We start from the raw sequence: 22,393 nt of genomic DNA, 5'->3' as shown, positions 1-22,393 counted from the left end.
CCCCCCCCCCCACCCCCCAGCCCCCCGAGATCCCCGCCCCACCCCGAATCTGTGGACAACTCCGAGCAAATAAAAAATCGCCCCACTCTTCCGAGTGAGCCGATTTCAGCGCGCCCCCGCCTCGCGCCCTCCTCCCGCGCGACGCACCGAACCGGCGTTCCCCTCCGCCCGGCGGGGTTGTGGCTCCGCCCCGGGGGTAGGACGGCTTCAACCGAATTGCCCGTCGAACCGGGAGGACCGGATGATCGTGGAAGCGCTGGGCGCCGCCGTGCTCGGTCTCGTGCTCGCCACCCTGGCGCTGCGCCGGTTGCCCGGGCGGCTGCCGCATCAAGCGCTCGTGTACGCGACGGGCGGCGTGGGCGGCCTCTTCGGCGCCTTCGTGGCGCACAGCGCCCTCGGCCCCGGGCACCTGCCGCTGAGCCTTCTCGCCGCGACGGCCGTCACGGCGGCGCTGCTCTCGCTGCTCCCCCGCCCCGAGACCGTCCCCGAACAGCCACGCGAGCGCGCCACCGCCTGAGCGGCACCCGTCGCACGGGCCCGCCCCGGTCGCTCCAGCACTACAGCGCGACCCCTCCACACCACCGGAAGATGGCCGAAAAACGCCGTCCCGGCGGGTGGGCCGCCAGGTGGGCCGCCCTCGACGACACCGGACATGCACGCCCCTCAGCCCGGCCCCCGACGCCCCCCGCCCGACGGACCGGACCGCTCAGGCCGCCGCCCGCCCTTCAGACCGCCGCCCTCAGGCCGCCATCCTCAGGACGCCAGCCCCAGCGCGGCCATCCGCTTCGTGTGCGCCTCCGTGATCCGCGAGAACATCCGGCCCACCTCGGCGAGGTCGAAGCCGTCCGCCAGTCCGCCGACGAGCATCGTCGAGAGGGCGTCGCGCTCCGCCACGACCCGCTGCGCCTGCGAAAGGGCCTCGCCCATCAGGCGGCGCGCCCACAGCGCGAGGCGGCCCCCGACGCGCGGGTCCGCCTCGATCGCGGCGCGCACCTTCTCGACGGCGAAGTCCGCGTGCCCCGTGTCCGCGAGGACGGTGAGGACGAGGTCCTTGGTGTCCGTGTCGAGACGCACCGCGACCTCGCGGTAGAAGTCGCTCGCGATCGAGTCGCCCACGTACGCCTTGACCAGGCCCTCCAGCCAGTCCGAGGGCGCCGTCTGCTGGTGGAAGGCGTCGAGCGCGGTCGCGAAGGGCTGCATCGCCTCGGCCGGCTCGGCGTCGATCTCGGTGAGCCGGTCGCGCAGCTTCTCGAAGTGGTGGAACTCGGCGGAGGCCATCTTGGCCAGCTCCGCCTTGTCCTTCAGGCTCGGGGCGAGCTTGGCGTCCTCGGCGAGACGCTCGAAGGCGGCCAGCTCGCCGTAGGCGAGGGCGCCGAGGAGGTCGACGACCGCGTCCCTGTAGTGCGGCTCGGCGGAGCTCGCGGCCCAGTCGCGGGCGGTGGTCGCGGGGGCGGTGTCTGACGTCTCCATGAGCGCAGAATAGCCCGCGCCGACGAGCACGTACCCGGGCGGCCGACAGGTGTGATGACCGCTACGTATGGCCTCGAACCGGCACGCCTGCGGGCTTTGGGGGTATGGTGGTAAAGGAGCCCGCCGAATATGTCCATATGTTCAGCGGGTGTACCGAGGATGCCCGGTCGGTGGCCCGATCGGCTCCGACCCGACAGCCCTCCCGGCCGCTCGCGCCTTTCGCGCGTACGGCTTTCGAGGGGCCCTCAGCGGTGTGAGCGCTGTGAGCGTGAGCAGAGGTCCCGCGACGCGACCCGGCCCGTCCCCGTTACAGCGGCCGGCGGTCCGCGGCACGGTCAAGACCCCTCACGTTCCCTCGTACCGCCTTAACGAAGAGGCAACATCCTGACTACGCAGACTTTTCGGGACCTGGGGATTCTCCCCGAGACGGCCGAGGCGCTGGAAGCCGTCGGCATCGTCTCCCCCTTTCCCATCCAGTCACTGACCCTGCCCGTCGCCCTGTCCGGCTCCGATGTGATCGGCCAGGCCAAGACCGGGACCGGCAAGACGCTCGGTTTCGGCCTCCCGCTCCTGGAGCGGGTGACCGTCTCCGCCGACGTCGAGGCCGGACGCGCGACCCCGGACAAGCTCAGCGAGGCGCCGCAGGCCCTCGTCGTCGTGCCCACCCGCGAGCTGTGCACGCAGGTGACCAACGACCTCCAGACCGCCGGCAAGGTGCGCGACGTGCGCGTCCTCGCCATATACGGGGGCCGTGCCTACGAGCCCCAGGTCGAGGCGCTCAAGAAGGGCGTCGACGTCGTCGTCGGCACCCCGGGCCGCCTCCTCGACCTCGCGGGCCAGCGCAAGCTGGACCTCAGCAAGGTGCGGGCGCTCGTGCTCGACGAGGCCGACGAGATGCTCGACCTGGGCTTCCTGCCCGACGTCGAGAAGATCGTCGCGATGCTGCCCGTGAAGCGGCAGACGATGCTCTTCTCGGCGACGATGCCGGGCGCCGTCGTCTCCCTCGCGCGCCGCTACATGTCGCAGCCCACGCACATCAACGCGACCTCGCCCGACGACGAGGGCGCCACCGTCGCCAACACCGAGCAGCACGTCTTCCGCGCGCACTCGATGGACAAGCCGGAGATGGTCGCGCGCATCCTCCAGGCCGAGGGCCGCGGGCTCGCGATGATCTTCTGCCGTACGAAGCGGACGGCGGCCGACATCTCCGAGCAGCTCCAGCGGCGTGGTTTCGCCGCCGGCGCGGTGCACGGGGACCTCGGCCAGGGCGCCCGCGAGCAGGCGCTGCGGGCCTTCCGCAACGGCAAGGTCGATGTGCTCGTGTGCACCGACGTCGCCGCGCGCGGCATCGATGTCGAGGGCGTCACGCACGTCATCAACTACCAGACGCCCGAGGACGAGAAGACCTACCTGCACCGCATCGGCCGTACGGGCCGCGCGGGTCGCTCGGGTACGGCCGTCACGCTCGTCGACTGGGACGACATCCCGCGCTGGCAGCTCATCAACAAGGCGCTCGGCCTCGGGTTCCCCGACCCCGTCGAGACGTACTCGACCTCGCCGCACCTCTTCGAGGAACTGAAGATCCCGGCGGGCACGAAGGGTGTCCTGCCGCGCAGCGAGCGCACCCGCGCGGGCCTGGACGCCGAGCAGGTCGAGGACCTGGGCGAGACGGGCGGTCGCGGCAAGCGCGGCGCCGCCCCGGCCGCGCGTACGGAGGACCGCAAGGGCTCCCGTGCGGAGGAGACGGCCGGTGAGGAGCGCGAGCCCCGTGCCCCGCGCCGCCGCCGTCGCACCCGTAACGGCGAGCCCGTCACGGCCACCACGGGCGAGCAGGGCGCCGAGGCACCCGCCGCCGGTGAGGGCGCCGACGAGGCGCCGCGCAAGCCGCGCCGTCGCCGCACCCGCTCCGCCGCCACGGCCCGCTCGGCTGCCGAGGTCCCCGAGCAGAAGCGGACGGCCGAGCCGGTCGCGGCGACTGCCACCACGGAGTCCGGCGAGGGTACGGGCGCCGCGCGCAAGCCGCGCCGCCGCACGCGGACGCGCCGCCCCGCGGCCGAGACCGCCGAGGACTGAGCGCGCGCGACTGACGGCTGAGCACGCCCGGCCCCGGGACCCGCGACAGGGTCCCGGGGCCGCGTGCTGTCCGCGCCCGCCGCCGCGAGAAGACCCCTGATGCCGCGCGTGGTCCGCGCCCGGTTCCTGCCGGACGGGCCGCGGCGACAAGCCCCCCGCCGCCCGTTAGCCTCCGTCCCATGAGCAGGCCGCCTACCTTCGTTCCCCCGCCCGGCACAGACCGGCTCACCGTCACGACGGCGCGCGGGGACTTCGCCGCGCTCGCGACCGGTGAGGCGCGGGCGCCCCTGGCGCTGCTGCTGCCCGGCTTCACCGGGAGCAAGGAGGACTTCCTGCCGCTCCTGCCCGCGCTCGCCGCCGGGGGTTACCGGGTCGTCTCCGTCGACGGCAGGGGACAGTACGAGACCGAGGGTCCCGAGTCGCCCGAGGCGTACGCGCCCGGAGAACTCGCCGCCGACGTGCACGCGCTCGTGCGGGCCCTCGGGGGGCGGGCGCACCTGCTCGGGCACTCGCTCGGCGGGCTCATCGCGCGCGCCGCCGTCATCGTCGAGCCCGCCCTCTTCGCGAGCCTCACGATCATGTCCGCCGGGCCCGCGGCGACCTCCCAGGGGCAGATCGAGAAGCTCGCGCTGCTCTCGCAGGCGCTCGGCGCGATGGAGAAGGGCGCGGTGTGGGAGGCGATGGCCGCGCTGGAGTCCCCGGGGGCCGCCGAGGCCGCCGCGCGCCCGGTCACGGAGCGGGACCGCCGGCTCCGGGAGCGGTGGCTCCGTACTCGCACGGTGCAACTCCTCACCACGGGGAAGCAGTTGGCGACCGAGCCGGACCGGGTCGCCGAGCTGGCGGCGAGCGGGGTCCCGGTGCACGTCGTCTCGGGCGAGAGCGACGACACGTGGCCCGTGGAGTGGCTGGACGCGATGGCGTCGCGGCTAGGGGCGCCCCGGACCCGGGTGGCGGGCGCGGGGCACTCCCCCAACACGGACCGCCCGGAGGAGACGGCCGAGGCGCTGCTCGCCTTCTGGGACACGCACCCGGCGGTGTGACGCCCGCCCCGGAAGCCGGAGCGGTGCTCGCCTCCGCGAGGCCGCGCCCCTCTCCGCCGTCCGGCCACCTCGGCGGGGCCGCCGCGCCTCAGCCCCGCGGCGCCGTCTCCGGTCCGCTGTCCGGCGTCGGGAAGAGGGTCCGCACGTGCTCCCAGAAGCCGTCGCGCAGCGCGCGGCGCAGGTCCGGCTGGGCGCGCAGGGAGTACTGGAGGAGCGCTTCCGCCTCGATGAGGAGGTCCTGGTCGACGGGGCCGGGCAGGTAGGGCCCGGGGAGGAGCCCGGCCAGGGATGCGGGGCCCTTGGTGCTGTACCAGGTGGCGGCGACGCGCTTGCCGACGAAGTGGACGTCGTCCCAGGTGGGGCGAGGCACGACGGCGTCGTCGAAGGTGACGACGGTGCGGCGGGTGACGTAGGGCTTGAGGAAGGCGAGGTCGAGGGTGCGCTGCGTGTCGACCTCCCACAGGAGCGGGTCGGCCTGGTTGCGCAGGCCCTCGGGGGCCTCGATGCCCCACAGGTGGACGCGCGCGCCGAAGTCCTGCGCGGCCTCGACGGCGGGCACGAGGTCCTCGTCGCCGCCGAGGAGGACGGCGTCGCCGATGGCGCGGTGGCGGGCGAGGGACTCGAGGTCGCCGCGGATGAGGGAGTCCACGCCCTTCTGCTGGTTGTTGGCGTTGAGGTTGCCGAGGCGGACCTTGACGTCGGGCAGCTCGGCGATGGACTGCTGTTCGGCGGTGTGGATGCGGCGCCTGGCGCCGTCGTACCAGTAGACGCGCAGGAGCCTGCTGTGCGGGAAGACGTGGCTCGCACAGTCGACGAGCGCGTCGATCAGGCCCTGGGCGTCGAGTTCGAAGCCTTTGCGGTCCTCCGTGCCCGTGACGAGCCGTCCCGCCGCGGCGTAGAGGTAGCCGGCGTCGACGAAGACGGCGTGGGTCGCGGCTCCGGCGAGTTCTCCCGCGATCTGGGCGAGGCGCCGGTCGATGCGGTCGAGTCGGGCGCCGGTGTCCACGGATTCCTGGTTCATAGGGGGCTCATTCTCCCGATCGGCGCGGGGCGCGCACAACCGCGCGGGGTAGCGCGCAGGTGTGCGGAGGCGCAAGGAGAGGCGGGCCCTCCGCTTGTCAAGTACTTAGACCGTTGAATGTTTTCCTTAGCCAAGGGAATGTTTGCTCCGGGCAACTCGTTGTACCCATACGGAGCGGGGGTACCTCAGTCGCGCAATCCACTCGTAACGGTCGGGCAACGCCCTGTGCCGGGTACGGGGGCGACACTGGGTCCACGCCCTCGCATCACAGTTCTCCTTTGGAGGATCACCCGGACGAAGGGAGAAGCCCCATGCGCTTCGAGATCATGCGCCTCGACGACGTGACCGGTTCCGCAATGGACAGCACGATCGTGGACGCGGCCTCCGTCAACCGGATCGTTCAGCAGGCGGCCGAGATCGGCCAGCGGCTCTACATCCGCCCGGCAGAGGCTCCGGCTTCGTAACGCCGTTTCCCGCGTCGGCCTCCGCACGGCCGCCGCACCTTTGATGATGACTCAGGGCCCCCGCCCGGCACCCGCCGGACGGGGGCCCTCGTGCGTAGGGCCCGCGTGCGGGGTGTGCCCGCGTACGGGCGCACGCCTTCCCGCGCGCCGGACCGGCTCACGCCCCCTTGATGACCTGCGTGATCCCGTTGATGATCTGCTGGACCGCGATCGCGGAGAGCATCATGCCCGCGAGACGGGTCACGAGGACGACGCCGCCGTCCTTGATGACGCGGATGATGACGAGCGAGTACCGCATCGTCGCCCACAGCACGACGTGCATGGCGAGGATCGCGCACCACACGGAGACCTGCGTGCTCACCGAGTCGGCGTGCTGCACGGCGAGGATGACCGAGACGATCGCCCCCGGACCCGCGAGCAGCGGCATACCGAGGGGGACGAGGGCGACGTTGACGTCCTTGGTCTGCTGGGGCTCGTCGGTCTTGCCGGTGAGCAGGTCGAGCGCGATGAGGAGCAGGAGCAGCCCGCCCGCGATCATCAGCGCGGGCACCGAGACGTGCAGGTAGTCGAGGATCTGCTGCCCGAGGATGCCGAAGACGACGATGACGCCGAAGGCGACGCACACCGCCTGGAAGGCCATGTGGCGCTGCGTCTTGGCCGGGCGGCCCGCGGTGAGGGCGAGGAAGATCGGCGTGATCCCGGGCGGGTCCATGATCACGAAGAGGGTCAGGAAGAGCGAGCCGAAGACGGCGAAGTCGAACACGTGGGGCCTTGCGGGAGGTTCCCCGGCGCGCTGCGGGCACGGCGGGGGCGGGTGGACGGGGGGCGGCGTGCGAGGGGCGCGTACCGGCACCCTGAACCACGGGGAAGCGCACGCTCCGCGACGCGCCATCCCGCCCCGCTACGGGGTCGGATGGCGGCGCGCGGAAGCCGGCCGGGGCCCCGGGCGGGTCCGGCCGGAGGAGGGCATGGTTCAGGCGGTGCGGGCGGCTCCGCCGGCGCCGGGTACGGGGAAGGCTCCCGCGGAGCGGCGGATGATCTCGGCGTAGACCTCGGGGTCGGTCGTGCGGGCGCCGAGCGCGAGGGGCTTGCGGGTGCCGTGGTAGTCGCTGGAGCCGGTCGCGAGGAGGCCGAGGTCGGCGGCGAGCGCGTGGGCGCGCGCGGTGGCCGCCGGGTCGTGGTCGGGGTGGTCGGCCTCCAGGCCGTCGAGCCCGGCCGCCGCGAGCCCGGCGATGGCCTCCTCGCTCAGCGTGGGCCCGCGCGAGGCGGCGAGCGGGTGGGCCAGGACGCTGACGCCCCCCGCCGCCTTGACCAGGCGGATCGCCTCGGCGGGGTCGAGTTCGTTCTTGGGCGCGTAGGCGCGCCCGCCGTCGCCGAGCCACTGGGGCGTGAAGGCGTCCGAGACGGTGTCCACGACGCCGAGTTCGACGAGGGCCGACGCGAGGTGCGGGCGGCCGACGGAACCGCCGTCGGCGATGCGCGCCACCTGCTCCCACGTGATCGGCACGCCGAGCGCGCGCAGGCTCTCGACCATGGCCTTGGCGCGCGGCACGCGGTCGTCGCGGACCAGTTCGCGGGCCTGGAGCAGCGCGGGCTCCTCGGTGTCGAAGAGGTAGGCGAGGAGGTGGACGCCGACGCCGCCGAAGCGGCAGGAGAGTTCGGCGCCGGGCACGAGGGTGAGGGGGCGGTCGAGCGTCGCGAGCGCGGCGGCGGCCTCGGCGTGGCCGCGCGTCGTGTCGTGGTCGGTGAGCGCGACGACGTCGAGCCCGGCCGCCGCCGCCGCGGCGACGAGCCCGGCGGGGGTGTCCGTGCCGTCGGAGGCGGTGGAGTGGGTGTGCAGGTCGACACGCACGGCACGGGCTCCTTCGGGACGGTCCGCGGTACGGGGCAGGTGGGCCGGTACCGGGAAGCGGGTGGGGCCCGGGACCGCCGGGCGGCTTCCAGGATAGAGCCCGCGCGAGGCCGGCCGGTCCGGGCGGCCCGCGCGGGGGCCCTCACCCGATCGGCTCAAGGGCGCGGGGACGGCCGGTCAGGGGGGCGGGGACGGCCCGTGCGAGGACGGCGGGGTCCCGGCCCGCTCACGCGCGCGGCCCCTCCAGGAGGGTCCCGCTCAGTGCCCCGTAGGGCAGGAACTCCAGTTCGGACGCGGCTTCGCGGAGGTCGGCGAGGACGAGTTCCTCCGGGGTGAGCGCCGCCGTGCCCTCGGGGCGGGTGATGAGCCAGAGGCGGACGCCGTCCGTGTCGCCGATGAGGACTGTGCGGTCGGGCGGGGCCTCGGCGAGCCGCCACAGGGTGACGGGGAGCCCGGCGGCGAGGACGGTGCCCGCCGCCGGTTTGCCCTCGTCGTACGCCGTGGACGTCACTCCCGCGAGGTGGGCGCCGAGGCCGAGACCGGGGCGCTCGGCGACGAGGAGGAGTTCGCTCGTGCCCTGCGGCCCCGGGCCCGCGCAGGTGAGGACGGTGGCGAGCGCGCCGGTGCGGGCGTCGCCCGCGGAGGTCGCGCCCGTGTAGAGCCAGCCGACGGGAAGCGGCCACGGCATCCACACGGGGACCCTCGCGCGCCGCACCACGGCCGCCAGTTCCTCGGGCCCCGGCGGCAGCGCGGGCTGCAAGGGGGGTACGGCGCCGTGCGCGGGGCAGCGCCAGTCGTCGGCGAAGAGACCGGGCGCGCTCACCCGGCCACCGCAGCGCGGACAACGGACGTCCCCCCTCATGCGGCCCACGTTCCCCGCCGCACGTGCCTCCGTCAAGGTCCGAGGTCGTGACCCGGCCACTCGCGGGCAGGACACGGGCAGGGCCGCGGAGGGAACGGTCGTGGAGCGCCCGGCGCTCGTGGGCAGGGCTGTCGCGGGCCGCCTGTCACGGGCGGGACCGCGAGAGGCGCGGCCCGGGTACGTATACGACGCGCCACCCCGCACGGAGGCTCCCGTACCGAGGACTCCTCCACCGACGGCACCCCCAGCGACGGCCCCCACCGACGGCGCCCCCTCAGTCCAGCGGGACGGTACCCCGCAGCGGGTCGCGCAGGTCCGTGCCGTGCGCGAGCCACTTCTCCTGGAGGGCCTGCGCGCCGTGGACGCGTTTCCAGGCGGCCTCGTGGGGGGTCATGGGGAGGAGGGGGAGGAAGGCGACGGGGTCGAGGGGCGGGTCGAGGGGGAGGGTCTCGACGAGGCCGCCGGGCTCGGCGACGAGCACGGAGGTGAAGGGGGCCCCGGGCCACAGCGGTTCGCCCACGTCGAGCGAGGCACCCGGCGCGATCACGACGCCCTCGACCTGCGGCGAGGCGGCGAGCACGGCGAGGGGCCGCAGGACCTTGTCCGTATCGGCGCGCCCGGCCCGTACCGAGAGCACGAGTTCGGCGCGGGGGCCCTCGACCGGGTCGGCGAGGAACGCGGAGGGATCGGTCATCGGCGCGGCGGACATGCCGAGCGTCGCGTACCGCACGAGCGGCGCGGACTCCTCGCGCGTGTCGAGGAAGCGCAGGACCTCGATGCGTTCCGCGCCGAGGAAGGTGACGCCCGCGCGCGCGTCGCTCTCGCCGAGCGCGCTGCTCAGTCGGGCCTCCACCAGGGCGAGTACGTCGGCTGCCATGCCCGCGACTGTACGCGGCGGGGGTGCGCGGGAGGCGGGCGGGCGGGCAGCGTGAAGCGACCCGTCGCGTAAAGGCCGCGTAGGCAGGGCGTATCGCGCGGGCAAAAAGGGGATTGACAGGACAGCCGACTGCTAGGCTTGGCCGCTGGTCAGGGCAGCGCGCAGAAGCACGCTCTCAGCCCGGCCGCTGTACTCCCGGATTTTCGGGTCACCCGTCCCTTACGAGGGACCGGCTGGAGGAGGTGGGGCTCCATGGATCGAAGTCGACCGTGCAGTACCACCCGCTCTTCCGCTTGACGGTGCCGCGCCCCTCCTCGGGGCCCCGGACCGGAACTTGAGGCCGTACATACCCGGGTCCCACGGGGGTAAACGCCTCTTTCCCTTCGGTTCTCGCCGCTGATCGCGGGGCACACGGAAGAGCACTTCGTCACCGCCTGATCCCCCCTCCCGCCCGCCCGGGAGACCCCATCAGCAGCGCAGACCGCGCACCGCTCCTCGCGGTGCTCCCCGATGTGCGGACGTGCCCGGTACGGCGCACGCCCCCGTTTCGGGAGGTTCCGCCCGGCTCGCCCGGTCGCGCACGAAGGAGCAGCACCATGTCGATGATCCCCAGCCTGCGTGCCGTGGTCCGCCCCTCCGCCCGAAAGGTGCCCGCCCCTCACGAGACGGACCGTCACCCGGAGGTCAACTCCTCCGTCGTGGACTGCGCCGTCTATCGCGAGGGCCGCCGTGTGCCCACCCCGCACACCCTGACCCCGCACGCGGCCGTCGAACTCGTCCGGCTCGGCGGCGGCTTCGCCTGGATCGGCCTGCACGAGCCGAGCGAGGCCGAGTTCGCGGGCATCGCCGCGGAGTTCGGTCTCCACCCGCTCGCCGTCGAGGACGCCGTCCACGCCCACCAGCGTCCCAAGCTGGAGCGCTACGACGACACGCTCTTCACCGTCTTCAAGACCGTCCACTACGTCGAGCACGAGGAACTGACCGCGACGAGCGAGATCGTCGAGACCGGCGAGATCATGTGCTTCACCGGCCGGAACTTCGTGATCACCGTCCGGCACGGCGGCCAGGGCTCGCTGCGCGGCCTGCGCCACCGGCTCCAGGGCGACCCCGACCTCCTCGCGCACGGGCCCTCGGCCGTCCTCCACTCGCTCGCCGACCACTGCGTCGACGGCTACCTCCTCGTCGCCGACGCGCTCCAGGACGACATCGACGAGGTCGAGACGGAGGTCTTCACCGCCCCGGGGAAGGGTGCCTCGCGCGGTGTCGACGCGAGCCGGATCTACCAGCTCAAGCGCGAGATCCTGGAGTTCAAGCGGGCCGTCGCGCCGCTCCTGCGGCCCCTGCACCTGCTCAGCGAGCGCCCCATGCGGCTCATCGACCCCGGCATCCAGAAGTACTTCCGCGACGTCCACGACCACCTCGCGCGCGTCCACGAACAGGTCGTCGGCTTCGACGAACTCCTCAACTCCATCCTCCAGGCCAACCTCGCGCAGGCGACCGTCGCCCAGAACGAGGACATGCGCAAGATCACCTCGTGGGCGGCGATCATCGCGGTGCCGACGATGATCTGCGGCGTGTACGGGATGAACTTCAAGCACATGCCGGAGTTGCAGTGGACCTACGGCTACCCGATGGTGCTCGGCGCGATCCTCGTCATCTGCCTCGGCATCCACCGCTCGCTGAAGCGCAACGGCTGGCTCTGACACGCCCAGGCGGGCTTCCCGGCGGCCCACCCGACCGCTCCGGAACGCACGACGACCGGTTCCGGCAGTACGAGGGCCGGCTCCGTCAGGCCGAGGACCGGTTCCGGCAGCCCGACGGCCGGCTCCGATCGCCCGGACGGGGGGCGGCGGCGCCCGTGCGGGTGGCTACGCTGCTCGTATGACTGCCGCCGCCACCCCGCTCGACCGCGCCCTCGTCGAGGAAGCCGCGAAGAAGTCGTCCCTCGTGTGGGTGAGGGGCGAGGGTACGGACCCCGCCCGCGCGCTGTGGCACGTGTGGCACGAGGGCGCCGTCCTGCTCGTGGGGGACGGGCCCGGGGAGCAGCCGCTGCCGGGACTCGCGGCGGGCGGCGGGGCCGAGGTGACGGTGCGGAGCAAGGACAAGGGTGTACGGCTCGTGACCTTCCGCGCCGCCGTCGTGGAACTCGCGGCGGGCTCGCCCGAGTGGGACGAGGCGGTCGCCGAGCTGAAGGGCAAGCGGCTCAACGCGCCCGACGCGGAGACGATGCCGGAGCGCTGGGCGCGCACGTGCCGAGTGCTGCGCCTCGTCCCGGCGTACGAGGCCGGGACGGTGCCCGCGCCCGATTCCTCGCTCGCGGCTCCCCCGCCCCCGAGCCCCGCATCGACGCGGGTGACCCGCCCGGCGCCGCTGCCGAAGCTGCTGCTCGGGCGCGGGCGGAAGCGGAAGTGAGCGCGGCGGGAGGCGCCTCTCACGTCTGCGGCAGCAGCCCGTCCCCGTAGTCCACCGTCTCGTCGAGACCCGGCTCCTTGAGGTCGAGGGCCGCGTTCCAGGCGCTCAGCGCCACGGTGCCCGCGTCCCCCGCCCTGCGCAGCTTCAGCGGGTACGGCTCGCCTTCGAGCGAGACGTCGATGCGGGCGCCCGCGCCCTTGTCGCCCGCGACACGGACCGTGCGCACGCCGCGGCTCTCGCCCCGCCCCGCCCCGACGACCTCGCCGCCGAGCCCGAGGAGCCCGTCGAGCAGCGTCTTCTTGTCGGTGAAGAGGCTCAGCCGCTTGTAGGCGGGGTCCTTGGGCGGCACCTTGACGTACTTGTTGTCGAGCTTGCCCGCCGCCGCCTTCGCGCTCCCGGCGCCCTTCGCCGCGGCTGCCTCGTGCTGCCAGAAGGCGGCGTCCGCGCGGAGGTAGAGGTGCTTGCCGACGCGCAGCAGGGAGAACGTGGTGCCCTTGGTGCGGACCGTGCCCGTGCCGCCCTCGGCGGTCAGGCGCATGTCGAGCGTGTAGGTGTGTCCCCCGCTGATGAGGTTGCCCTTGAGCCGTACGGAGCGCGCGCCGCCCGCCGCCGCCGTGGTCTTGCGGTGGATCTGCTCGGCGGAGAGCTTGCCGACGCCGTTGGTGCCCTCGTCCGGGTCCTCGCCGCAGGCGCCGAGCCCGCCGAGGAGAGCGGCGCACACGGCGCCCGCGAGAACGGTCCTGGTCGGTCGGGGCAGGGCGCGGGGGGTCACCTGGGGACGAGCCTCTCATCCGGAGTCGGGGGACACGGGGCCTGGGCCCGCAGCGTACCGGGGCGCGCGGGAGCTCCCGTACCGGAGTCCCCGCGTCCGTCCGGCCCAGCGGCCCCGGCGGCGGGAGCCGTCAGCGGTTAGCCTGATTCCGCCCGATACATGATCGCTTGTCCGCAGGGACGGAGGAGGTGGCCGGTGGCCGGTGGCGCTCCGCGGATCTTCGTCTCGCACCTCGCCGGGATGGCCGTCTTCGACCCGAACGGCGATCAGGTGGGCCGGGTGCGGGACCTCGTGGCGACGCTGCGGGTCGGGCGGCGCCCGCCGCGTGTCCTCGGGCTCGTCGTCGAGCTGTCCACGCGGCGGCGGATCTTCCTCCAGATGACGCGGGTCTCGGGGATCGAGTCGGGGCAGGTCATCTCGACGGGCGTGCTCAACGTGCGGCGCTTCGCGCAGCGGCCCGCCGAACGTCTCGTGCTCGGTGAACTCCTCGACCGGCGGCTGCGGCTCGTCGAGACCGGCGAGGAGGTGACCGTGCTCGACGTCTCGGTGACACAGCTCCCGGCGCGCCGCGAGTGGGAGATCGACCGTGTCTTCGTACGGAAGATGTCTGCCGCGCGGGGGCGCCTCCCGTGGAAGGGGACGGGGCGGCGCGGGGGCGAGACGCTGACCGTCGAGTGGTCCGCGCTCGCCGGTTTCTCGCTGGAGGAGGAGGGGCAGGGCGCGGAGAACCTGCTCGCGACCTTCGAGCAGTTGCGCCCCGCCGACCTCGCGAACGTCCTGCACCACCTGTCGGCGAAGCGGCGCGCCGAGGTCGCCGACGCACTCGACGACGACCGTCTCGCGGACGTCCTGGAGGAGCTGCCCGAGGACGACCGGATCGAGATCCTCGGCAAGCTCCAGGACGAGCGCGCCGCCGACGTCCTGGAGGCGATGGACCCGGACGACGCCGCCGACCTGCTCGGCGAGCTGCCCGAGGCCGAGACGGAGCGGCTGCTCACCCTCATGCAGCCCTCGGACGCCGCCGACGTGCGGCGGCTCATGGCGTACGAGGAGCGCACCGCGGGCGGGCTCATGACGACGGAGCCGATCGTGCTGCGCCCGGACGCGACCGTCGCCGAGGCCCTCGCCCGGGTCCGCAACCCCGACCTCTCCCCCGCGCTCGCCGCGCAGGTGTACGTGTGCCGCCCGCCCGACGAGACCCCGACGGGCAAGTACCTCGGCACGGTGCACTTCCAACGGCTGCTGCGCGATCCCCCGTACACGCTGGTCAGCGGGATGCTCGACGACGACCTGCTGCCGCTCGCGCCGCAGGCTCAGCTGCCCGAGGTGGCGGGGTTCTTCGCCACGTACGACATGGTCGCCGCGCCCGTCGTGGACGACTCGGGGGCGCTGCTGGGCGTCGTCACGGTCGACGACGTGCTCGACCACATGCTCCCGGACGACTGGCGCGAGACGGAGTACCAGCTCTCGGGCGAGGTCCCGGAGGAGCGGGCGGTGCGGACGGGGGAGGCCCCGGCGGCACGGGCGGCGCGCGGGGACGAGGCGACGGGGGCGGGGGCCGGCGACGGTTCCGGGGGCTCCGGGGGTGGCAGCGGGGCCGGGGACGACGGCCGTTCCGGGCGCGACGGCGGGGAGGAGGCGGGGCGGCATGGCTGAGCGGGGCGGCGGCGACCGGGACAGGGAGCAGCAGGTCGAGGCGGTACGGGACCGGCTCCACGAGTTGCGCGAGCGGCGCGGGCAGGCGCGGCGGCGGCACAGCGAGGCGGAGGGGCAGCGGGAACGGCGCGAGGGGTCGGGCAAGGAGCGGTCCGCCGGACGCTCGCGGCGGCGGCTCGACGTGCCGCGCGTCCCGCGCAGGCGACTCGTGCCCGACTACGACCCGGAGTCCTTCGGGCGGGCCTCCGAGCGGATCGCGCGCTTCCTCGGCACGGGCCGGTTCATCGTCTGGATGACGGTCGTCATCATCGTCTGGGTGGTGTGGAACGTCGCCGCGCCGGACGGGCTGCGCTTCGACAACTACCCCTTCATCTTCCTGACGCTCATGCTCTCGCTCCAGGCCTCGTACGCGGCGCCGCTCATCCTCCTCGCGCAGAACCGCCAGGACGACCGCGACCGGGTCAACCTGGAGCAGGACCGCAAGCAGAACGAACGGTCGATCGCGGACACCGAGTACCTCAGCCGCGAGATGGCGAGCCTGCGCATGGGGCTCGGCGAGGTCGCGACCCGCGACTGGATCAGGTCGGAACTCCAGGACCTCATGCGGGACTTGGAGGAACGCGGGGCGATCGAGGAGCGGGTGGCGCAGGAGACGGAGCGCGAGCGGCGCTGAGCCGGGCGGGGGCGGCACGGCACGGGGTGACGAAAGCGACGCGAGGCCCGGTCGGGCGGGCCACGGCGGCGCCGTACCATCGGGTACATGGCTTCCGACACGCCCACACTGCCGAGCGAGGACGCGATCCAGGCGGCGCTCGCGACGGTGAACGACCCCGAGATCCACCGGCCCCTGACCGAGCTGGGCATGGTCAAATCCGTGGAGATCGCGCAGGACGGCGCCGTCGCGGTCACGGTCTACCTGACCGTCTCCGGCTGCCCGATGCGCGACACCATCACCGAGCGGGTCACGGCGGCGGTCGGCGCCGTCGCGGGCGTCACCTCGGTGACGGTCGGCCTCGACGTCATGAGCGACGAGCAGCGCAAGGAACTCGCGACCGCGCTGCGCGGCGGGCAGGCCGAGCGCGAGGTGCCCTTCGCGAAGCCCGGCTCCCTCACCCGCGTCTACGCGGTCGCCTCCGGCAAGGGCGGCGTCGGCAAGTCCTCCGTGACGGTGAACCTCGCCGCCGCGATGGCGGCCGACGGCCTCAAGGTCGGTGTCGTGGACGCGGACATCTACGGCCACAGCGTGCCCCGCATGCTCGGCGCGGACGGGCGTCCCACCCAGGTCGAGAACATGATCATGCCGCCGTCCTCGCACGGCGTGAAGGTCATCTCGATCGGGATGTTCACGCCGGGCAACGCGCCCGTCGTGTGGCGCGGCCCGATGCTGCACCGCGCGCTCCAGCAGTTCCTGGCCGACGTGTACTGGGGCGACCTGGACGTCCTCCTCCTCGACCTCCCGCCGGGCACGGGCGACATCGCGATCTCCGTCGCCCAGCTCGTGCCCAACGCGGAGATCCTCGTCGTGACGACCCCGCAGCAGGCGGCGGCCGAGGTCGCCGAGCGGGCCGGGTCGATCGCGGTGCAGACGCACCAGAAGATCGTCGGCGTCGTCGAGAACATGTCCGGGATGCCGTGCCCGCACTGCGGCGAGATGGTCGACATCTTCGGCACGGGCGGCGGTCAGCTCGTCGCGGACGGCCTCACCCGTACGACGGGCGCGCAGGTCCCGGTCCTGGGCGCCATCCCGATCGACGTGCGCCTGCGCGAGGGCGGCGACGAGGGCACTCCCGTCGTCCTCTCCGACCCGGAGTCCCCGGCGGGCGGCGCGCTGCGCACGATCGCGGGCAAGCTCGGGGGGCGCCAGCGGGGCCTGTCGGGCCTCTCGCTCGGCATCACGCCGCGCAACAAGTTCTGAGGCAGGTGCACGAGGAGGGGCGCCCCCCGGCGGGGGGCGCCCCTCCTCGTGCGTCAGAGGTAGGTGTCCAGGTCCTCGACACGGCTGAAGGCGAGCCCGTACGCGCTCATCCCCCGGCCGTAGGCGCCGAGGTGGACGCCGCTGTCCCCGGCGGTGCCCGCGAGGACCCAGCCGTACTCGGACTCGCGGTAGTGGAAGGGGGTCGGGCGGCCGTCGACGGGGAGGGTCAGGCTCGACCAGACCTCTCCCGCGAGGTCGTCGGCCAGTTCCCAGGCCGCCTCCGTCTGCTGCTCCAGCCAGTCGTCGCGCAGCGTGTGGTCGATCTGGCCCGGCCAGGTGACGGTGAGCAGCCCGGCGCCCGCGAGCCAGGCGGCCGAGGAGACCGTCGTGGCCTCCAGCATCCCGGTGCCGTCGGCGGTGCGGCGGCCCTCGTGCGCGGCGACGGTGACGACCGCCGCGAAGCGTTCCTTGTCGGCGCCGCCCTCGGTGCGCACCGAGGGCTCCTCGCCGTGGCCGAGCGAACCGTGCTCGACGGCCCCGTCGGCGGCGACGGCGGCCTGCATCAGCCAGCGCGGCCCGGTGTACGCGGCGTCGAGGCCGTACCAGGGGAAGGCCGCCCTGCGGTAGAGCGCGTCGTCACGCCGGGCCGCCGGACGCGACGGGCGCGGGCCCTCCGCGCCGTGTGGCTGTCCGTCCACCTGACTCGTGGTCTCCATCGCGTGGCCGCCTCCTCGCTGTTCCCGGGGCCGACGACCCCGACACGGCAGGATAGCCACCCCTCGCCGCGCGCACGTCACACGGCGGAGCACAACCACGCGGGCGGCGGACGCGGGAGCGGGACGAGGGAGCACCAGGGGCGCCGGGAAGGCCGCGAACGGCGGTACGGGGCGCGGCGCGGCGGCAGGGGGACCGGCACGGCTCCGGCGGCGGGTACGGCCCCGGCGGGCGTGCCGCCCGGACGGGGCTCAGGTGGCGTCGACGTCGTACGGGGGCGGGGTCGCCGCCGCGGGCGCGGGACGCTTCGTGAGATCGGTCCTGGCGGAGCCCTTGGTGAGGTCGGTCTTGTTGTCGGGCTCGGCCTTCTTGGTCAGGTCGGTGAGGGAGCGGGCGTCCTTCGCGACCTCCTCGTCGTCCTCGACGTCCCTGCCGTGGACGGTGTCCGCCAGCTCGTTCATCTCCTTGCGGAAGTCGAGGCTGGAGCGGATCTCGGAGAGGCCGTACTCGTCCTCGCTCTTGGCGAGCTGCTTGCGCACGAAGTTCTTGGGGTGCAGGTCCTCGAACTCGAAGTCCTTGAACTCGGGGCCCAGCTCGCTGCGGATGTCGTTCTTGGCGCTGTCCGTGAACTCACGGATCTTGCGCAGGACCCGCATCCCGTCCTGGATCATCTTCGGCAGCTTGTCGGGCCCGAAGACGAGCACACCGAGCACGACAATGGTCAGTACCTCGAAAAACCCCACGTCATTGAACACCTGAGAACTCCTCGCGCCGTCCCCGGCGAGCGGCGCGTCCACCGCACGTCCCCGGGCCTGCTCCACGGTACCCGGCGCCTGACACGGAGGGTACGGCGCCGCCCGTCCCGTTTGCGGCGGTGGCGCCCGTGGCCCCGGAGGTTCGCGGAAGCTTGGCCGGGTCTTTGCCTCCGCCCTCTTGTCCCGTGCCGGGCCTCCGTCCGCCCGGCCCTCACCGGGCTTCAGTCCGCCGCCGCCAGCGTCAGCGTGGCGTGGTGCTCCTTGCCCTCGCGGACGTAGGTGAGGCGCAGGCGGTCGCCGGGGCGGTGGGCGCGGATGCGGACGATGAGGTCCTCGGTGGACGTGACCGGCCTGCCGTCCGCGGCGGTCACCAGGTCGCCGGGGGCGAGGCCCGCGCGGTCGGCGGGGCCGCCCGGCGTCACGGCGTCCTCGTCGCCGCCGATGAGGGCGCCGTTCCTGTCCTCGCGGGAGTCGAGCGCGACTCCTATGACGGGGTGGGCGACGTGTCCGTGGGCGAGGAGTTCACCGGCGACCCAGCGGGCCTGGTTGACGGGGATCGCGAAGCCGAGCCCCACGCTGCCGGCCTGCCCCTCGCCCGTGGTGTCCGCGGAGCGTATGGCGCTGTTGACGCCGATGACGTGCCCGGTGGCGTCGAGCAGGGGGCCGCCGGAGTTGCCGGGGTTGAGCGGGGCGTCGGTCTGGAGCGCGTCGACGTAGGAGATGTCGCTCTGTTCGCCCTCGCCCCCGGCGGTCACGGGGCGCTCCTTGGCGCTGATGATCCCCGAGGTGACGGTGTTGGGCAGGTCGAAGGGGGAGCCGAGGGCCACGACGGGGTCGCCGACCCGGACGCCTTCGGAATCGCCGAGGGCGAGCGGGGTGAGGTTCTTCACGCCGCGCACGCGGACCACGGCGAGGTCGTAGCCCGCGTCCCTGCCGACGACTTCGGCGCGCAGGGTCTGCCCGCCGGAGAAGGTCACGGTGAGCGCGCCGCCTCCGGCCGCCGGGGCGACGACGTGGTTGTTGGTGAGGATGTGGCCCCGCTCGTCGAGGACGAAGCCCGTCCCGGTACCGGCCTCGCCCGAGCCCGAGGCGCGCAGGGTGACAACGCCCGGCAGGGAGCGGGCCGCGAGGTCGGCGACGCTCCCGGCGGGCCGTTCGGGGCCCGGGGCGGGCGCGGGCAGGACGAGCGTGCGGGCGCCGCCGTCGCGTTCGTACCGCGCGCCGAGGTAGCCGCCGAGTGTTCCCGTGACGAGCGCGGCGAGCGTCACGGCGATGATCACGCCCCGCCGCCGGGCCCGGGTGCCGGGTTCGGAAGGGGACTCCGGGGAGGGGGCGGACTCGTGCGAGGGGTCTGTGGGCCGGGTGGGGGGCGGCTGCGCGCCGCTCGGCGTCGCCGGGGCGCTCCTCCACGGGTCGTACCTGGCCCAGGGCTCCACCGGACCGTCGTCCGCACCGGTGCGGCCACGCTCACCGAGATCCATGCTCTCCCGCATCTCCACCCACCGGCCGCCCCCTCCACCGGGGCCGGCGCACAGGGAAATTGAACCAGGTCGGCGGCAGGCGCGGGCCCGGCTCGACGCGGGGCACGGGCGTACGGTTCTGCGCCGGGCACCGGCGTGGCGTCGGTCCCGCGCGGGGCTGGGGACATCCGGACGGCCCGCACGGCAGGGGCGGCGTCGCCGCGCGGGACGGGTCAGTCGTCGGCCGCCGGGCGCTGCGGGGAGGGTTGGGGGGTCGGGTTCTTCTCCGTCGCCCCGGCCCGGAGGGGGCCGGGGAGCGCCGCGCCGACCGGGGGGAGGGCGAAGGCGGAGTAGGGGGCGGCGACCGGGAGCACCGGGGTGCCGGGGAGGAGGGGCGCGGAGACGAGGAGGGGGCGGGCGGGGCCCGACCGCGTGCCGCTGCCGCCCGAGCGGCTGCCGAGGAGGCCGGGGGCGCGACGGCGTACCGCCTCGCCGGGCTGGCCCGCCGCGCTCGGTGCGCGCTGCGGGGTGACGCTGCTGCCGCGCGCCTCGGGGACGTCACCGGCCGGGGCTCCGGAGGAGACCCCGCCGAGGGCGAGCGCGGCGAGCGAGACGGCGCCCGCCGCCGCGTAGGCGAAGCGGCGTCCGCGCGAGGAGGTGCGGCCGCTCTCGGCGTGCGGCGGGGAGGGCAGGGGGAAGGGGGCCACGGGGCTCAGCACGGGGGCGAGCGCGGGGCGGGTCAGGGCGGCGACGGCGGTGCGTCCGGCGGGGGTGCCGAGCCGTCCGGCCGGTCGCGGGGTCGCCGCAGGTGCCGGGGGGATGCCGAATCCTGCTCCCGGGCCGCTCGCGAAGGGGGCGAAGCCGCCGGTTCCGCGTTCGTGTCCGAGGCCGGGTGCGCGGGGAGGGCCTCCGGGAAGCCCTTGAAGACGCTCCAGAAGAGCGGGCGGCAGCGCGGGGGCCGCGGCCTGGGCGAAGGCGTTCTTCAGCCGCCGCTGTTCGTCGGCGTCGGCCTTGCAGCGGGGGCAGGTGGCGAGGTGGGCGAGGACTCGCTCACGGGCCTCGTGATCCAGCTCACCGTCCACGAAGGCGGCGAGGCGGTCACCGAGGTGCTGCTCGGAGAGGCAGCGCCGGGTGGCTGGGGGACGTGATCCGCTCACGCGCTCGCGCTCCTCCCTCCCAGCGCGGGCACCGGGCTCCTCAGCAGCCCGCGCCGCTCGGCGCGCGCTTCGGGGGAACGGTGCTTGAGGGCCTTGCGGAGCTGGGAGCGGCCCCGGTGGATACGGCTGCGCACGGTGCCGAGCTTGACGTCGAGGGTCGCCGCGATCTCCTCGTACGAGAGTCCCTCAATGTCGCACAGGACGACGGCGGCGCGGAACTCGGGCGCGAGGGTGTCGAGCGCCTGCTGCACGTCGGCGTCGAAGTGCGTGTCGTGGAGGACCTGCTGCGGCGAGGGCTCGCGGCTCGGGAGCCGCTCGGCGGCGTCGTCGCCGAGGGCGTCGAAGCGGATGCGCTGCTTGCGGCGGACCATGTCGAGGAACAGGTTCGTCGTGATGCGGTGCAGCCAGCCCTCGAAGGTGCCGGGCGTGTACGTGGACAGCGAGCGGAAGACGCGGACGAAGACCTCCTGCGTGAGGTCCTCGGCGTCGTGCTGGTTGCCCGTGAGTCGGTAAGCGAGGCGGTAGACGCGGGCGCTGTGGGTGCTGACGATCTCCTCCCAGGTGGGTGGCGTCCACGCCTGCGATTCCGCGTCGGCGGCGAAGGTCGCGGTGCGTACGGAATCGTCGGCGGGGCCGCCCTCACGGGCCGCGCGGGCCTGCGGAAGGGCTCGGTCAGCGGTGTCGGTCACGGATTTCGGCTTGGCGGGCGGTCCGGGACGCCAGGGTGGCGCCGTCTCACCAGCCGCAGCCGCACCTCCCCTGTCAGCTCTGGTGGTGTCCAGTGGAGCACCCACCATAGCCATACGGACCGTTAGCTCCGGATAAGCGATTTTGCCGGGATTGACCTCGGCATCGCCGCTGGTCATCCCGCACGCCCGCGTTCTCTCGCGCACCGCGGTCGCGGCCATCCTCCACCTCCCGAACCTGCCTGGGGCCTGACTTCCCGTACTTCCCGTGCGGCCGCGCGGCGGGGGCACTGCCCGCGACCGGCGCACACCCTCTTAACGTCCGGTCCCATCTGCGGGTTCCCTTGGCCAACGGATACAGTCACGGCCAGGCAACTACGGGGCAAGGAGAGGCTCATTACCGGCAACCGGGAGACGGGCTGGGCGTTCGCCGACGCCTTCGTCGCCGAGGACGAGACGCTGTTGTGGGCCCGGGAGCGGGCGCGCGAAGCGGGCCTGCGTCCGGTGTCCCCCGCCACCGGCGCGGCGCTCGCGCTGCTCGCCGCCTCCGTGGACGCCAAGGCGGTGGCCGAGATCGGCACGGGCACGGGCGTCTCGGGGCTGTACCTGCTGCGCGGGATGCGCCCGGACGGGGTGCTCACGACGGTGGACCCGGAGCCGGAGCGGCAGCAGTTCGCGCGGCAGGCGTTCCGCGCGGCGGGCTTCGCGGGCAACCGGGCCAGGTTCATCCCGGGCCGCGCCCTGGACGTCCTGCCCCGCCTCGCCGACAACGGATACGACCTCGTCTTCTGCGACGGCGACCGGCTGGAGTGCCTGGAGTGCCTGGAGGAGGCGCTGCGGCTGCTGCGCCCGGGCGGCGCGGTCTGCTTCGAGGGCATCTTCGCCGACGGCCGGACGTACGCGGCGGGCCCGCAGCCCGTCGAGGTGGTCCGCCTGCGCGAACTGGTCCGCGCGATACGCGAGCACCCCACCCTCGTACCGTCGCTGCTGCCGGTGGGGGACGGGCTGCTCAGCGCGGTAGCGAGGTAAGGCGGCCGAGCCGAAGGAAGCGCGACGGTGTCGGGACGCCCGTCGCGCGCGGGTCGTGAGGAACGAACGACCGAGCACGTCGGGGGCCAGACACCGGCACCGGCGCTTCCGGAGGCGAAGGCCGCCGCGAAAAGAGGCAGGCATGACTCTGCCCCGCGTCGCGGAGCGGCGCGGGGCA

The 22,393-nt window shown here is 74.1% G+C and carries 21 protein-coding genes and 1 pseudogene; 10 read left to right on the top strand and 12 right to left on the bottom strand.

The window, feature by feature from the left end:
* Positions 1-241 precede the first annotated feature (241 nt).
* On the top strand, positions 242-517 hold the full coding sequence (locus IF99_RS0115890; protein WP_030997151.1) for a hypothetical protein: 276 nt from the start codon (positions 242-244) through the stop codon (positions 515-517).
* Positions 518-753: 236 nt separating this feature from the next.
* On the opposite strand, the gene IF99_RS0115885 is transcribed toward IF99_RS0115890, so the two are convergent.
* The gene (locus tag IF99_RS0115885; RefSeq protein WP_030997150.1) at positions 754-1,470 is read right to left on the bottom strand and encodes a ferritin-like fold-containing protein; all 717 of its coding nucleotides are present in this window, start codon (positions 1,468-1,470) and stop codon (positions 754-756) included.
* A 268-nt stretch (positions 1,471-1,738) separates the two neighbouring features.
* Here IF99_RS0115885 and IF99_RS0115880 point away from each other — a divergent pair.
* Positions 1,739-3,643: pseudogene (locus IF99_RS0115880) on the top strand (DEAD/DEAH box helicase).
* 79 nt (positions 3,644-3,722) lie between these two features.
* Positions 3,723-4,583 carry an alpha/beta fold hydrolase gene (locus IF99_RS0115875; protein ID WP_030997148.1) on the top strand — a complete coding sequence of 287 codons (861 nt, stop codon included), beginning with the start codon at positions 3,723-3,725 and terminating at the stop codon, positions 4,581-4,583.
* Between the two features lie 88 nt (positions 4,584-4,671).
* On the opposite strand, the gene IF99_RS0115870 is transcribed toward IF99_RS0115875, so the two are convergent.
* Complete coding sequence (locus tag IF99_RS0115870; RefSeq protein ID WP_030997147.1) at positions 4,672-5,604, bottom strand: NYN domain-containing protein; 933 nt, start codon at positions 5,602-5,604, stop codon at positions 4,672-4,674.
* Positions 5,605-5,915: 311 nt separating this feature from the next.
* Between IF99_RS0115870 and IF99_RS34320 the strand changes: the two genes are divergently transcribed.
* Entirely contained in the window at positions 5,916-6,068 is a 153-nt protein-coding gene (locus IF99_RS34320) for a hypothetical protein (protein ID WP_008745760.1), read from the top strand.
* A gap of 157 nt (positions 6,069-6,225) precedes the next feature.
* On the opposite strand, the gene IF99_RS0115860 is transcribed toward IF99_RS34320, so the two are convergent.
* The 4 genes from IF99_RS0115860 to IF99_RS0115845 form a co-directional block, all read right to left on the bottom strand.
* Entirely contained in the window at positions 6,226-6,831 is a 606-nt protein-coding gene (locus tag IF99_RS0115860) for a MarC family protein (RefSeq protein ID WP_030997146.1), read from the bottom strand.
* Between the two features lie 210 nt (positions 6,832-7,041).
* Positions 7,042-7,920, bottom strand: a complete 879-nt coding sequence (locus IF99_RS0115855; RefSeq protein WP_030997145.1) for a PHP domain-containing protein — start codon at positions 7,918-7,920, stop codon at positions 7,042-7,044.
* 226 nt (positions 7,921-8,146) lie between these two features.
* Positions 8,147-8,782: a DUF6758 family protein gene (locus tag IF99_RS0115850; protein ID WP_199806501.1), complete on the bottom strand. Its 636-nt coding sequence runs from the start codon at positions 8,780-8,782 to the stop codon at positions 8,147-8,149.
* A gap of 274 nt (positions 8,783-9,056) precedes the next feature.
* Positions 9,057-9,659, bottom strand: coding sequence for a suppressor of fused domain protein (locus IF99_RS0115845; protein ID WP_030997143.1), 603 nt, complete (start codon positions 9,657-9,659; stop codon positions 9,057-9,059).
* A 596-nt stretch (positions 9,660-10,255) separates the two neighbouring features.
* On the opposite strand from IF99_RS0115845, the gene IF99_RS0115840 reads away from it, so the two are divergent.
* Both IF99_RS0115840 and IF99_RS0115835 read left to right on the top strand, forming a co-directional pair.
* A complete protein-coding gene (locus IF99_RS0115840; RefSeq protein ID WP_030997142.1) occupies positions 10,256-11,362 on the top strand; it encodes a magnesium and cobalt transport protein CorA in 1,107 nt (368 codons plus the stop codon).
* Between the two features lie 178 nt (positions 11,363-11,540).
* Positions 11,541-12,071: a hypothetical protein gene (locus IF99_RS0115835; RefSeq protein WP_030997141.1), complete on the top strand. Its 531-nt coding sequence runs from the start codon at positions 11,541-11,543 to the stop codon at positions 12,069-12,071.
* A gap of 19 nt (positions 12,072-12,090) precedes the next feature.
* On the opposite strand, the gene IF99_RS0115830 is transcribed toward IF99_RS0115835, so the two are convergent.
* Positions 12,091-12,828, bottom strand: coding sequence for a hypothetical protein (locus IF99_RS0115830; RefSeq protein WP_199806502.1), 738 nt, complete (start codon positions 12,826-12,828; stop codon positions 12,091-12,093).
* A 210-nt stretch (positions 12,829-13,038) separates the two neighbouring features.
* Between IF99_RS0115830 and IF99_RS0115825 the strand changes: the two genes are divergently transcribed.
* From IF99_RS0115825 to IF99_RS0115815, 3 genes are all read left to right on the top strand, one after another.
* Positions 13,039-14,499, top strand: a complete 1,461-nt coding sequence (locus tag IF99_RS0115825) for a magnesium transporter MgtE N-terminal domain-containing protein (RefSeq protein ID WP_030997139.1) — start codon at positions 13,039-13,041, stop codon at positions 14,497-14,499.
* Between the two features lie 64 nt (positions 14,500-14,563).
* Complete coding sequence (locus tag IF99_RS0115820; protein WP_030997138.1) at positions 14,564-15,172, top strand: DUF1003 domain-containing protein; 609 nt, start codon at positions 14,564-14,566, stop codon at positions 15,170-15,172.
* 108 nt (positions 15,173-15,280) lie between these two features.
* Positions 15,281-16,414: an Mrp/NBP35 family ATP-binding protein gene (locus tag IF99_RS0115815; protein ID WP_030997137.1), complete on the top strand. Its 1,134-nt coding sequence runs from the start codon at positions 15,281-15,283 to the stop codon at positions 16,412-16,414.
* Between the two features lie 53 nt (positions 16,415-16,467).
* Here IF99_RS0115815 and IF99_RS0115810 read toward each other — a convergent pair whose 3' ends face one another.
* From IF99_RS0115810 to sigE, 5 genes are all read right to left on the bottom strand, one after another.
* A complete protein-coding gene (locus IF99_RS0115810; protein ID WP_030997136.1) occupies positions 16,468-17,130 on the bottom strand; it encodes a hypothetical protein in 663 nt (220 codons plus the stop codon).
* A gap of 249 nt (positions 17,131-17,379) precedes the next feature.
* Entirely contained in the window at positions 17,380-17,883 is a 504-nt protein-coding gene (locus tag IF99_RS0115805) for a sec-independent translocase (protein ID WP_030997135.1), read from the bottom strand.
* A gap of 221 nt (positions 17,884-18,104) precedes the next feature.
* A complete protein-coding gene (locus IF99_RS0115800) occupies positions 18,105-19,364 on the bottom strand; it encodes a S1C family serine protease (RefSeq protein ID WP_234340715.1) in 1,260 nt (419 codons plus the stop codon).
* A 212-nt stretch (positions 19,365-19,576) separates the two neighbouring features.
* Entirely contained in the window at positions 19,577-20,500 is a 924-nt protein-coding gene (locus tag IF99_RS0115795) for a zf-HC2 domain-containing protein (protein ID WP_051703521.1), read from the bottom strand.
* Positions 20,497-21,297 (bottom strand): RNA polymerase sigma factor SigE, encoded by an 801-nt coding sequence (gene sigE, locus IF99_RS0115790; RefSeq protein ID WP_078655110.1) that lies wholly within the window; start codon positions 21,295-21,297, stop codon positions 20,497-20,499. The genes IF99_RS0115795 and sigE overlap by 4 nt, the downstream gene beginning before the upstream one ends.
* Before the next feature lie 219 nt (positions 21,298-21,516).
* On the opposite strand from sigE, the gene IF99_RS0115785 reads away from it, so the two are divergent.
* A complete protein-coding gene (locus IF99_RS0115785) occupies positions 21,517-22,215 on the top strand; it encodes an O-methyltransferase (RefSeq protein ID WP_078655109.1) in 699 nt (232 codons plus the stop codon).
* Positions 22,216-22,393 lie beyond the last annotated feature (178 nt).

The organism is Streptomyces sp. NRRL F-5630, assembly GCF_000719475.1.
Lineage (GTDB): Bacteria > Actinomycetota > Actinomycetes > Streptomycetales > Streptomycetaceae > Streptomyces.
The sequence above is the reverse complement of the archived record's forward strand: the minus strand, read 5'-3'. Positions and strand labels throughout refer to the sequence as shown.